We start from the raw sequence: 12,026 nt of genomic DNA on the forward strand, positions 1-12,026 counted from the left end.
CCGCTCGGTTCGTCCGGTGTGGGGGAGGTGTCCTGGGGTGAGGGGGAGTTGTAGTAGCTGGATTCGCCCTCGGGTTCCTGCGGCCTCTCGGCCGTGTCGCCAGGGGTTTGCGCGGCGGGGGGCGGGGGGCTCATCGGCGTCGCGGGGCCGGTGGGGGGCGAGGGGTCGGCGGGAGGCACATCGGCGGCATCCTGGAGGTCGTCGCCGGCGTCGGAGCGCTGGGCGAGGAGGTCCTGTCGGATGCGCTGGGCCGCGTCGGGCCGGCTTGCTGCCTCCAGCGACCGGGCGATGCGGTGCACGAGGACGGTGCGTTCGTCGGAGTGTTCGGTCAGGCCGAGATCGTCCAGCAGGGTGGAGAGGTGACCGACCATGGTGTCACCCGGGTCCGCCTGTTCCTGGAGGAATGAGGTGGCCGACGGCTCCCCCGCACGCTCCGGGTGGTCCCAGCCGCCCAGGGGGTCCGCCGCGTGCAGATCGCCAGCCGGTGAAACCCAGCGCCGAAACGGCTCGGGTACTTCGGCGTCGTTCGCGGCGGCCGAGATCTGGGCGAGCGGGCCGATCATCTCCACCGCCTTCTCGACCTCGTCATCGTGCCTTGCCAGCCACCAGACCACGGCGCTGCCCGGCGTGCTGAGGACCTCGTCCCCGAGATACGCCCGCTTGTTCCGTTCGTACTGGCGCTGGTGCTCCCAGGCTTCCTCCGCCTTCCGGAGACCGGCGAGTTCCTGGAGCCGGTCCCGGTCCGCCGGTGCCAGGCCGAGCATGGTGTGGGCTGCGCACGCGGTCACCCGGGCGGAGGCGTCGACGCCAGGCGTGACCAGGGCACCTTCGAGCAGGTACCGGACGAAGTCCGAGCGGCTCGGGTCTTCCTGCCTGGTGAGGGCGCGCGCCCGGTCCAGGACGGCGGCGGCGGCCAGGCTCGACAGCTGCCCATCGGCGGCACCCGCCTGCTCCCGCAGAGGCCGCCACCACACCGTGGCCGAGAAGAGGAAGTCGTAGCCCGCCATCGAGCTGGGCAGCGGCACGTCCCTCAACTGCGTTTCCCGGTAGGGTGGTTCGGCCGGCGTGACGGGCACGGCGACCGGTTCTTCGCCGGACCGTCCGTCGGCGTCAGGGCCGCCGCCCGAGTTGTTCACCACCATGAGCAGTGCGACACCGGAGACCACGGTGACCGGCACCAGGACCAGCAGCCACGGGGACCAGCCCAGGGAACCCCCGAGCACGAGGGGGACCAGGCCGCAGACGAGAAAGATCAAAGCCGATTTGGTCCTGGAGTTCACTGGATCTCTCCTGATTCCGGTGCGTCAGGAGTGCCGTCGATGGTGCCGGCATCCTGCGCGGAGTCGATTTTCTGCCAGAATTGCGCGGCTATCGCCGCCCTGGTCGTACGAGGGAGCTCCTGGCTCACGGTGTGCATCTGGGCCCAGTCGCAACTGATCACGTAGAGACGGTTGAGCACGTCCGCCCGACCCGATGCGGCCGCGGGCAGGATGTCCAGCACAGGCACACACCGTTCGTCCTCCTGGGCCGCGGTGAGCCAACGACGCATGCTGTGAGCCCAGTTGACCGCTGTCCGATCCGTCAGGAGGGTGCGCCACGAGCGCGCCAGCTCTGGCCACGGCGGGCCGAACGGCAGCGGCGTCGGCTCGGCGAGTTCGTTGAGCAGCTCCAGGTTGGGCCGGGGGCGGGTGTGGAGCCGGGCGTGCAGACGGTCGACGAGGAGCCGGTACAGCCGGCGGTTCCTCCTGGCCAGTTCGAGCAGCGCCACGCGGGCCTCCCCGATCTCGTCACCACCCCGGCGCAGGGCAAGGTGATGGAGCCTCACCAGAGCTTGGTCGGGGTGGGTCGACGCCATCGCTCGGAGGCACACACCGGTCAGCACCCGGGCGAAGTCGGCCGATAGGCGGGGCGCGGTCACCCAGTCGTAGATCTGACTGCGGAACCGCGCGCCGTACCGTTCGTGGCTGAGACCTCGTTCGAGGGCGGCTGCGCTCTCCGCACGCAGCGGTTTGAGCGGCATCGAGCAGGTCCACCGCTCGGCGAGGGTGCAGAGATGTTCCGGGCATCCGGCCGCCAGACACTGTTCGGCGAAACGGACGACCAGATTTCTGCGGTCGTCGGCGCTGAGGCCGGGCAGTCCTGCGCAGTCGCCGACCCAGTCCCGCAGGTCCTGGCGCAGATCGGGGAAGTTGGCCCAGAAGTGCGTCCGGACCGCCCCGTCGTAGGCGAGTCCCTGGAAACCGACGCGGCTCTCACGGCTGCGCTTGATGTGCAGGGCCTCCAGTTGCTCGCCGAAATCCGGCTGAGTGAGCCGCGACGTCTCGTTCTGCTCGTCGCCGAGCCGCTCCAACAGGCCGCGCGTGCCGTGGAAGACCGCGTCGGCCGAGGCTCCTTCCAGCATGGCGGCGGTGAGCAGCAGTGCCCTTTCGTGCGCGGTGCGGTGCGTCTTGACCTGTCGGGCCACCTCCCCCGTCCGGTTGGTGACGGCGGCTGTCGCCTCGGCGCACCAGGAGGGGAAGTCTGCGCCGTAGTGGCCGGAGTCCCTGGCGCGCCGGATCATCCCGGCGAGGCGCGCCAGCTCACGCATCGGGGACCGGCTCAGCAGTTCTCCCAGTCCGGGGTCGGCCAGCTGCTCCGGTTCGAAGGCTATGCCGTCCACCCGCAGGTGCCGGCCGAGCACCGCGCCCCCACGCGGCCTGCCCAGCCGGACGGCCAGCGGTACGAGTTCGGGGTCGAGCAAGTACTCCAGTCCGGCCGGGAGTACGACCACCAGCCGCGCGCCGCGGTCCTGGACCACGGCGCGGTATGAGGCGATGTTCCGCTGGACGGTGAGGTATTCGTCGTCGGTGGAGTTGGACAGGTCGAGGAAGAAGCGGTCGCCGGGAGCGGCGTCCAGACCGCTCTCTTCCGCCGCCAGTTCCTCGAACCGTCCTTCCGTGAAGCGCAGTTGGTGCAGCAGCATGACGGCCGCGGTCCGCCGTCCGCTGCCGCGCGGTCCGTCCAGCAGTACCACGGTGCCGGGGGCTGCTATCCGTTCAACGGCGTCTCCGTAGTTACGCGGTGGGACGAACCGCCTGTGGAGTTCCTGCCGGTGCTCCACGGCAACCTGCAGCGGATCGGCACCCGCGTCCGGCGGCCGCCCCGCGGCACCGACCAGGTAGGTGAGGTAGTTGTACTGACCGCCGGGACCGCTGTGAACCGGGCCCTGCGAGTCGGTGACCCACGTGCCGCCCCGGTCCGTCATCGGTTCTTGTCCGAGCGCCGCTGCCTGCGCTCGAACCGCTGGTTGACGGTGCTGGAGTCGCCGCCTGCGGTGTAGTTCACGTCCGCGTTGTCACCGGAGAACCGCGCGTTGTACTGATCCCCGTTGTACTGATCCCCGTCGCCTGTGTGCACCGGGGCCTGGGGTTCGCTGATGAAGGTGCCGGAGAGGTCTCCGTTCAGGTTGCCGATGCCGCCGCGCTGCCGCTGCTTGACCTCACGCGCATGCATCGCGGTGCCCCGGAATTCGCCGGCCGCGTTACCCGCACCGCCCGTCGGCTGCTGCTCGGCGTGGGGACGGCGCGTGGTGTCGGCGTCGGCCAACTGCGGTACCAGTTCGGCGAGATCGTCCGCCAGCCGGGTCAGGTCGGCCTCGACGTTGCGGTGGTCCAGCCGCCTGTACTGGTGATCAGCCATTTCCTGGATATCTGCGGGCAGATCCCTGCGGTCGAGCCGGGCGGCCTTGTTCACCAGCACGGGGATCACCACGATGCCGCACTCAAGGGCCTCCAGGATCTCCCGGCGGGTCCAGTCCGCGGGATTGTCGAGCGCCCGGCGGCCGTTCGCGGACCGCGCCTCGGTCCAGCGGGGCCCGATGACCGCAAGGAGGACGCTGCTGCGCCGTACTGCGGTGACCAGCTCCTGCGGAAAACTGCGTCCCGGGCCGATCGATTTGCTGGCGAGAAACACCCGTTCGCTGCCGAAGCGCCGGGAGAGTTCGCGTTCGATCAGCGTGGCGGTGCCTTCCTCGTCCCCCGTGCGGTAATTGACGAAGACGTCCGGCATGGTGCATTCCTCTTTTCGGCATGGCGAAATGTGGCAGGTGGAACCGGTAATCAGGACAGAGCTGCGGCCCGGACAAAAGGCGGCAGGAGAAGTCCGGCCGACGGGCTGATGCGTCGGCTGCGTATCAGCGCGCGGAGGGGCTGAGGGCGCGCGCCAGCGCGGGTTGCAGATCCCGCACCGCACGGTTGGCCCGGAATCTCGACAGTTCCCGGGTGAGTCGGCGGATGTCGGCCTTCACCGTGGCCGACGGCACGGTGAGGGTGATGTCGAGCAGCTCCTGGGCGATCTCGCAGGAGTGCTCCACCTCTCCTGAGGCGGCGTGGGCCAGTGCCCTGCGCATTCCGTACCTGGTCCGGGCCCGGAACGCCTGCGGCGCGATGTGGGCGCACTCGCGGTCGAAGGTCTCGGCGGCGGCCGTGGGCCGACCGAGGTCGTAGAGGCACCAGCCCGTCACCATGGCTGCCGGGTCGGTCACACTGGTGGTGCCGATCACCGGCCCGGTGCCGAGGGTGGCGTCGGCTGATCCGAGGAGTTCACGAGCCAGGTCGAGGCTGTTCAGACACGCCCGTTCGTCGCCTGCCAAGGCGTGCCCCTGTGCCTCGCGCTGGGCGGCCAGACCTCGGATCCTCGGTGGCAGCCCACCGTCCTGAGCCCGCCCCGCGAGTGCGATGGTCTGCTCCGCGTCGGAGTCGTAGAAGGTCACCAGGGCCCGTCGGACGAGTGCGTAGGAAGCGAGATCGCGGTCTCCCCCGGCTTGTGCCAGTTCGACGGCCTCTTGGGTCCAGCCGAGAGCGCCGGCGTTGTCTCCCGCCTCCTGCGCCATCCAGCCTGCGTACTCCGCGAAGCGGGCGGCGAGGACCAGAAGCCGCTGCCGGTCCCGGGCACCGCCGCTGGTGGCGAGCTCGGTCACCGTGCGGGTCTGAGATTCGATGAGGGGCAGAAGAACCGCCGGATCGGTGCTCTGGCCAAGTTGTCGCACCTGGTCGAACTGCGCGCGGAACGGGGCCTCAAGAGACGGTCCCTCCTGCGGGGCGAGGTCATCGGCCGAGGGCAGACCGAGCCCGATCAACGAGCCCACGCCGGTGAGGAGCAGCTTTCGCCGCTCCACCGCCACTGCGCCGATGCCGGACTCCGGACCCCCTGGCTCCTCTTGGGGTTCGGCCAGCCGCTGTAACTCCCCCTCCGCGCCGAACATTGCGTCGCACCGGCGTGCCAAGTCGCCGGATGCGCGTCGTACACCGCGTTCCACCTTGCTCAGGTGACCCTTGTCGTAATTCATCACCAGCGCGAGTTTGCTGAGCGAGAGACCTGCCTCCTGACGTCGCCGTCGTAGTTCGGAACCGAATGGAACTGACGTGCCCATGCCAAACACACCTTTCCCGCACAGGGCTGCCGGAAATCTGGGATCAGTGGACCGGAGCAATTCCCCGCTCCTCCGGAAGGGAGTTTGGCATGGGACACGCCCGCACGGATCCCCTTCGGAGGGGTTGCCCGTTGCCTACCCGACCGGCCGTCACCGCTCGTTCGATTCCTTGTGGGGAGGGACACTGAAGTGATCGGCCCGTCCGACGTCCGGAGTGATCACATGGCTGTGCCCCGAGCGGTCCCGCCGGTACCGCTGAACGGCGTCGTGGTGGTGGTGATCGACGGGCGGGGGCTGGTCACCCACTGGGCGCGGGGGGCTGCGGAGCTGTTGGGGTATGCGGCGGCCGAGGTGGTCGGCACGCCTGCGCGGGGGTTGCTGGGGCCGCGTCGGTACCCCCGTTCGGACGAACCGTACGGGGGTGCTCCCGGGGGGCGGGTGCTGGCGTTGCGGCACCGGAGCGGGGGGCTGGTCGATGTGTGGGTGCGGCTGCTGGAGCTGGGCGGGTCGTCGGCCGTGCTGGCGCTCGGGGTGGCGGTGGACACCTTGTCGGCGTGGAGCGACGAGAGCGCGCTGGGGCGGACGCTGCTGGCGCAGGACGTCTGGCAGATGGCTGTGCACGGGCCTGACCTGCGGATCCGACGCAGCAGTCCGGCCGTGGCGCGGGCCGGGCGGCTGCGGGATGACGGCTTCGATCCGCTGGTCTCGATGTCCGGCATGGACGGTGACCGCACCGGGGCGGATCTGCTGCGGCAGGTCATGGAGAGCGACGAGCCGGTGGTGGACGCCTCCGGTGTGCTGCGGGATCCGCAGCCGGGGAAGAGCGATCTCATCTATTCGATGACCGCCGCCCCCGTGCACGATCTGCGGGGGCGGGTCAACGGCGTCATGACGTCGCTCGTCGATGTCACCGAGCGGTACCGGTCGGTGCGCAGGCTCGACATGGTCTACCGGGCGTCGCGCAGCGTCAGCGGCAGTCTGGAGGTGGAGCGCACCGCCCAGGACCTGGTGGATCTGCTGGTTCCTTCGATGGGTGACCTGGCCACCGTGGAGATCGCGGAGGCGACGCTGCGGGGCGGTGAGCCGCCGCGGAGTGTGCGGGGTGTGCACGGCGATTTCCGGCGGGTGGCGGTCAAGCACGCGCACGGCCCCTGGCCCGCCGGGCAGATCCAGGCCGGCGAGGTGCTGCCGCAGGTCCGCGACCAGCCGCGCTTCCGTGACCTGGAGCGCGGCCAGGTGCTCGTCGTCAACGACCCGGCCGACTACGTCGCCTTCCTCGGCGACGATCCGGAGGCGGCGCGGATGGTGCCGGACGGCCTGTTCGCGGCGATCGGCTCGGCGCTGGTGGCCCGCGGCATGGTGCTGGGCTACGTGCAGGTGTACCGGACGCAGCGGCGGCTGGCGTTCGACGGGCAGGACGCCAAGCTGCTGGAGGAGATCGTCACCCGCGTCGCGCTCGGCATGGACAACGCCCGCCGCTACACCCGGGAGCACCGGATGGCCGTCATGCTGCAGAACAGCCTGCTGCCGCCGCTTTCCAGCACCACGGCGGCGGCCGAGACGGCCGGTGTCTACCTGTCGGCCGAGGGCGAGGCCGGTGTCGGCGGCGACTGGTTCGACGCGGTGCCGCTGTCCTCGCTGCGGACCGCGCTGGTCGTGGGCGACGTGATCGGCCACGGTCTGGGCGCCACCGCCACCATGGCCCGGCTGCGCACCGCCGTGCAGACCCTCGCCGACCTCGACCTCGGCCCGGACGAGCTGCTGACCCGCCTCGACGACCTCGTGCACCGCATGGCCGAGGAGGCCGAGCACCCCGACACCATGGGCGCTTCCTGCCTGTACGCCGTCTACGACCCGGTCGACCGGAGCTGCCGGGTCGCCAGCGCGGGCCACCCGATGCCCGCCGTGGTGCATCCCGACGGGACCGCCCGCTTCATCGACATCGCGCCGGGGCCGACGCTGGGGGTCGGCGGGATGCCGTTCGAGGTGACGGAGGTCGAGGTGCCGCCGGGCAGCGTCCTGGCGCTCTACAGCAACGGCCTGATCGAGGCCACCCGCCGCGAGGACGGCGGCACGTACGCGGACGCGGAGGCCGAGGTGCTCGCCCGGCTCGCCGATGTGGCGGGCCCCGGCAGGCCGCTGGACGACATCGGCCACGATCTGGTCGAGCCGCTGCGGTCCGCGCCGCACCGGCCCGACGACATCACCCTCCTCCTGGCCAGGACCCGGGCGATCCCGGCCTCCTGCGCCGCCGGCTGGCAGTTCCCGCCCCGGCCGACCGCGGTCGCGCGGGCGCGGGAGCTGGTCACCGAGCAGCTCGTGCGCTGGGGGCTCGACGACCTCGCGTTCAGCACCGAACTGGTCGTCAGCGAACTCGTCACCAACGCGCTCCGCTACGCCCGCGGCCCGATCGGCCTGCGGCTGATCCGTGACCAGGTGCTCGTCTGCGAGGTCACCGACTCCAGCAACAGCCAGCCCAGGCTGCGCCAGGCCCGCGACACGGACGAGGGCGGCCGCGGCCTGTTCCTCGTCGCCCAGCTCACCGCCCGCTGGGGCAGCCGCTACGGCACCTCTGGCAAGACCGTCTGGACCGAGCAGCTCATCGACCCCGCGGGGTGAGCGGGCACGGTCCGCTCAAGTCCGGCTCCGCTCACGGCATTTCGGCTCCGCCGGCCGCCGGGGCGCCGAAGCACTCCTGGGCCCGGCTCCGCAGCAGGTGGATGAAGTCCCGCACGACCGGGGTCGGGGTGCGGGCGGTGACCCGGGTCATGCCGACCGTGCGGTACGCGGCCGGCTCGTGCAGCGGCAGATCGACGAGTCCCGGCATGGCCACGGGCGACGGCGGCAGCACGGCCACGCCGAGCCCGGCCGCGACGAAGCCGCGGATGGTGGCGATCTCCGCGCCCTCGAACGCCACCCGCGGGGTGAAACCGGCCGCCGCGCACAGGCCGTTGACCAGCCGGCGCAGCCCGTACCCGGACGTGGCCATCACGAAGTCCTCGTGCGCGGCGTCGGTCAGCCGGATCCGGCTGCGGCCCGCCAGCGGGTGGCCCACGGGGACGACGAGCCGCAGCGGCTCGCGGGCGACCGGCACGGTGGTGATGCCCATTTCGTCGGGCAGCGGCGAGGTCAGGCAGAGATCGACCTCGCCGGCCCGCAGCCGCTCCAGCAGCCCTTCGGCGTTGTCCTGGACCAGCTGGAAGCGGGCCTGCGGGTACCGGGCCCGGAACCAGCTGACCAGCAGCGGGACCGGGGCGGTGCCGAGCGCGGGCAGGAAGCCTATGGCGACCGTGCCGGGTATGCCGGTGGCCTGCCGCAGCTCCTCGCAGCCGGTGGCGATCTCCTCCAGGCCGCGCTGTACCCGGGCCAGGAACGCACGGCCGTGCCGGGTCAGCCGCAGCCCCCTGCCCTCCCGGTCGAACAGGGGCGTGCCGACGGCCTCTTCCAGCCGGGCGACGCTGCGGCTGACCGTCGACTGCGGGGCCTCCAGCTCGGCGGCGGCCGCGGAGAGGTGTTCCAGCCGGGCGACCGCCTCGAACCGCACAAGGTCGGGGCACATGCCCAGCAGGGGCGCCAGCGGCAGCGCCGTCACACCCTGCGCATCGTGCAGCCGCAGCTTCTCGTGCCCCTTGTGTCCCGCACGCCCCTCCCGCACCCCACACATGTGTTCCATATACGGAATATATAGCGACGATCCATGCATTGGACGCATCATTTATGGCGGCCTACCGTCGGCCGGGTGACTGAATCGGCCATAACGCCTGACGCGCACACGCGCGGGACGCCCGGCTTCCGCCGCGCCACCGGAGCCCTCTTCGCAGCCGGTCTGACCACCTTCATGACGCTGTACTGCGTCCAGGCGCTGCTGCCGGCCCTCTCCTTCGACATGCGCCTCTCCCCCGCCACCTCGTCGCTGACCATCTCGGTCTCCACCGCCGCGATGGCCATCGCCGTCGTGCCGCTGACCGCCGTGTCGGACGCGTGGAGCAGGACCGGCATGATGACGCTCGCGCTCGGCGCCGCCGCGCTGCTCGGCATCGCCGCGGCCTTCGCGCCCAACTTCGCCGCGCTGCTGGTCATCCGCGTCCTCCAGGGCCTCGCGCTGGCCGGCCTCCAGGCGACGGCGATGTCGTACCTCGCCGAAGAGGTGCACCGCGAGTCGCTCGGCCAGGCCATGGGTCTCTACGTGGCGGGCAACGGCATCGGCGGCATGGCGGGCCGCCTCGTCGCCGACGGCATCCTCGACCTGACCGGCAGCTGGCGCTGGGCGATCGGCGCGGTGGGGGTGGCGGCGGCGGTGTGTGCGGTGCTCTTCCGGCTGACGATCCCGGCGTCCGTCCGCTTCGTCCCCCGCGACCCCCGCCCCCGCGCCCTCGCGGCGGGCATCGGCCGGGCCCTGCCCGACAGCGGCCTGCTCCGGCTCTACGTCATCGGCTTCGTCGCCATGGCGGCCTTCGTCACGGTCTACAACTACCTGGGCTTCCGCCTGATCGCGGCACCGTTCCAGCTGTCCCAGACCACCGCGGGTCTGCTCTTCATCGCCTACGCGGCCGGCTCGTTCTCGTCCGCGGCGGCGGGTCGGCTGGTCGACAGGTTCGGCCGCCCCCGGGTGCTGATTCCCGCACTGCTGATCACCCTGGCGGGCCTCGCCGTGATGCTCGTGCCGCAGCTCGGTGCCGTCATTCCCGGCCTGGTGGTCTTCACGGTGGGCTTCTTCGCCGCGCACGCCGTGGCCAGCGGCTGGGTCGGCGGCCGCTCCACCGCCCTGGGCGCCCAAGGGGCCGCCGTCTACCTGTTCTTCTACTACATAGGCAGCGCCGTCGGCGGCACCGTCGGCGGCGTCGCCTACTCCGCCCACGCCTGGGGCGGCCTCACCGCCTACTGCGCCTGCCTCATCGCCGTGGCCCTCCTCAGCGCCCTCACCCTCCGCCGCCTCCGCCCGGCAACACGCCGCAGGACACCGGACCTTGACCCCGCTCCCGATCCGGACGCCGCGGACGCGCAGGGGAAGGCGGGGGCGGGGGCGTAAAGAACGGTCCCCGCTTCCGCGCCGCAGATCCTTCGCCCGAGCCCTCGGCCGTCGGTCGCGTCAGGCAGGTGGCCAGCTCCGCAGGACCAGGTCGGCCACGTGCCGGAGTTCGTCTCGGGTGGCGCCGCCGGCCGCTTGGACGGCGATGCCGTTGGCCACGGTCATGACGTAGCGGGCGAGTGAGCCGGGATCGGTATCCGCAGGCAGGTCGCCTTCCTCGACGGCTCGCCGGAAGCGGTCGCGAAGGCTCAAGGTGCCCCTGTTGCGCCAGGCGATGAGGGCGCCGCGTCCGGGTTCGCCGACCGCGAGGGCCCCTTGGACGCCGAGGCAGCCGGTGGGGCAGCCGGGGCGGGTGGTGGCCCGGACGGAGCCGTTGAGGAAGGCGGCAGCCACCTGCCGGGCGGTCGGCTCCCGCAGGGCCCGTGCCGCGTACGCGGCGGGGCCTTCGGTGTAGCGCTCCAGGGCCCTGCGGAACAGCTCTTCTTTGTTGCCGAAGGCCGCGTACAAGCTGGTGCGGGTGATGCCCATGGCCGTGGTCAGGTCGGTGAGGCCGGCGCCTTCGTAGCCCTGTTCCCAGAAGACCCGCACGGCACTTTCGAGGGCCTCGTCGGTGTCGAAGCCTCTGGGACGGCCGATCGGCGCCTTCCGGTGCGTCTCCATGTGTCGACCCCACCTTTTCCGTACCGATCGGTGCATAAAGTGCTACGGTCCCGTTCCGTACTGATCGATACCGAACTTTGTGGAGGTCATTCGCATGGGAGAGCTGGAAGGCAAGACCGCCGTCGTCACCGGTGGCGGCACCGGCATCGGTCTGGCCGCGGCCGTACGGCTGGCGGCCGAGGGGGCGCACGTCTTCGTCACCGGCCGGCGCGAGGCCGAGCTGCACGCGGCCGTGGAGACCATCGGCCCGGCGGGTGCCACCGCGGTGGCGGGTGACGTCTCGAACCCGGCCGACCTGGAGCGCCTGTACGACGCGGTCCGCGCCCGGGGCCGGGGCCTGGACGTGCTGTTCGCGAACGCGGCGAGCGCCTCGCTCGCGACACTGGAGCAGACCACCGAGGAGCACTTCGACCAGACCTTCGGCGTCAACGTGCGGGGCACGCTGCTCACCGTGCAGAAGGCGCTGCCGCTGCTCAACGAGGGCGCCTCGGTGATCCTCAACGCCTCCACCGCCGCCGACCACGGTGCGGAGGCATTCGGCATGTACGCGGCGTCCAAGGCCGCCGTCCGGTCCTTCGCGCGGACCTGGGCCAACGAACTCAAGGGCCGCGGCATCCGGGTCAACGCGATCTCGCCGGGCCCCATCGACACCCCGGGCATCACGGGCCTCGTGGGAGAGGAGAACGCGGCCGGCGCCAGGGCGCAGCTCGCCGCAGGCGTGGCGATGGGCCGGATGGGACGGCCGGAGGAGGTCGCCGCGGTCGTGGCGTTCCTCGCCTCCGGGCAGAGCGGCTACATCCTCGGAGCCAATCTGTACGTCGACGGCGGCGAGAACCAGATCTGACCCGCAGCCGGCACCCGTCGCACGCTTGTCAGCGGCGCCATCACCCGCCGCCCCATCGCTCCCGGATCGGGCGGCAACTGCTC

9 protein-coding genes are annotated in these 12,026 nt (G+C 71.5%); 3 read left to right on the plus strand and 6 right to left on the minus strand.

The window, feature by feature from the left end:
- The 4 genes from LIU39_RS31360 to LIU39_RS31375 all read right to left on the minus strand — a co-directional run.
- On the minus strand, window positions 1-1,280 hold a 1,280-nt coding region (locus LIU39_RS31360), incomplete at its 3' end, for a hypothetical protein (protein ID WP_227050331.1).
- Window positions 1,277-3,244: a hypothetical protein gene (locus LIU39_RS31365; RefSeq protein ID WP_227050332.1), complete on the minus strand. Its 1,968-nt coding sequence runs from the start codon at window positions 3,242-3,244 to the stop codon at window positions 1,277-1,279. The genes LIU39_RS31365 and LIU39_RS31360, both read right to left, overlap by 4 nt.
- Window positions 3,241-4,047 carry a toll/interleukin-1 receptor domain-containing protein gene (locus LIU39_RS31370; RefSeq protein ID WP_227050333.1) on the minus strand — a complete coding sequence of 269 codons (807 nt, stop codon included), beginning with the start codon at window positions 4,045-4,047 and terminating at the stop codon, window positions 3,241-3,243. Before LIU39_RS31370 ends, LIU39_RS31365 begins: the two co-directional genes overlap by 4 nt.
- Window positions 4,048-4,171: 124 nt before the next feature.
- Window positions 4,172-5,410: a helix-turn-helix domain-containing protein gene (locus LIU39_RS31375; RefSeq protein WP_227050334.1), complete on the minus strand. Its 1,239-nt coding sequence runs from the start codon at window positions 5,408-5,410 to the stop codon at window positions 4,172-4,174.
- A 222-nt stretch (window positions 5,411-5,632) separates the two neighbouring features.
- Between LIU39_RS31375 and LIU39_RS31380 the strand changes: the two genes are divergently transcribed.
- Window positions 5,633-8,029 (plus strand): SpoIIE family protein phosphatase, encoded by a 2,397-nt coding sequence (locus LIU39_RS31380; RefSeq protein ID WP_227050335.1) that lies wholly within the window; start codon window positions 5,633-5,635, stop codon window positions 8,027-8,029.
- 31 nt (window positions 8,030-8,060) lie between these two features.
- Here LIU39_RS31380 and LIU39_RS31385 read toward each other — a convergent pair whose 3' ends face one another.
- Window positions 8,061-9,083, minus strand: coding sequence for a LysR family transcriptional regulator (locus LIU39_RS31385; RefSeq protein ID WP_227050336.1), 1,023 nt, complete (start codon window positions 9,081-9,083; stop codon window positions 8,061-8,063).
- A gap of 66 nt (window positions 9,084-9,149) precedes the next feature.
- On the opposite strand from LIU39_RS31385, the gene LIU39_RS31390 reads away from it, so the two are divergent.
- Window positions 9,150-10,439, plus strand: coding sequence for an MFS transporter (locus tag LIU39_RS31390; RefSeq protein ID WP_227050337.1), 1,290 nt, complete (start codon window positions 9,150-9,152; stop codon window positions 10,437-10,439).
- Window positions 10,440-10,499: 60 nt separating this feature from the next.
- Here LIU39_RS31390 and LIU39_RS31395 read toward each other — a convergent pair whose 3' ends face one another.
- Complete coding sequence (locus LIU39_RS31395) at window positions 10,500-11,099, minus strand: TetR/AcrR family transcriptional regulator (RefSeq protein WP_227050338.1); 600 nt, start codon at window positions 11,097-11,099, stop codon at window positions 10,500-10,502.
- 94 nt (window positions 11,100-11,193) lie between these two features.
- On the opposite strand from LIU39_RS31395, the gene LIU39_RS31400 reads away from it, so the two are divergent.
- Complete coding sequence (locus LIU39_RS31400) at window positions 11,194-11,943, plus strand: SDR family NAD(P)-dependent oxidoreductase (RefSeq protein WP_227050339.1); 750 nt, start codon at window positions 11,194-11,196, stop codon at window positions 11,941-11,943.
- Window positions 11,944-12,026: the final 83 nt, after the last annotated feature.

Origin of the sequence: Streptomyces pinistramenti (assembly GCF_020564935.1) — a bacterium.
In the GTDB taxonomy this organism is placed as follows: domain Bacteria; phylum Actinomycetota; class Actinomycetes; order Streptomycetales; family Streptomycetaceae; genus Streptomyces; species Streptomyces pinistramenti.

What these genes read in the sequence shown, in the direction of transcription:
- LIU39_RS31365 (WP_227050332.1), bottom strand. Translation starts at nt 3,244, where the DNA reads ATGACGGACCGGGGCGGCACGTGGGTCACCGACTCGCAGGGCCCGGTT.
- LIU39_RS31370 (WP_227050333.1), bottom strand. Translation starts at nt 4,047, where the DNA reads ATGCCGGACGTCTTCGTCAATTACCGCACGGGGGACGAGGAAGGCACC.
- LIU39_RS31375 (WP_227050334.1), bottom strand. Translation starts at nt 5,410, where the DNA reads ATGGGCACGTCAGTTCCATTCGGTTCCGAACTACGACGGCGACGTCAG.
- LIU39_RS31380 (WP_227050335.1), top strand. Translation starts at nt 5,633, where the DNA reads ATGGCTGTGCCCCGAGCGGTCCCGCCGGTACCGCTGAACGGCGTCGTG.
- LIU39_RS31385 (WP_227050336.1), bottom strand. Translation starts at nt 9,083, where the DNA reads ATGGAACACATGTGTGGGGTGCGGGAGGGGCGTGCGGGACACAAGGGG.
- LIU39_RS31395 (WP_227050338.1), bottom strand. Translation starts at nt 11,099, where the DNA reads ATGGAGACGCACCGGAAGGCGCCGATCGGCCGTCCCAGAGGCTTCGAC.
- LIU39_RS31400 (WP_227050339.1), top strand. Translation starts at nt 11,194, where the DNA reads ATGGGAGAGCTGGAAGGCAAGACCGCCGTCGTCACCGGTGGCGGCACC.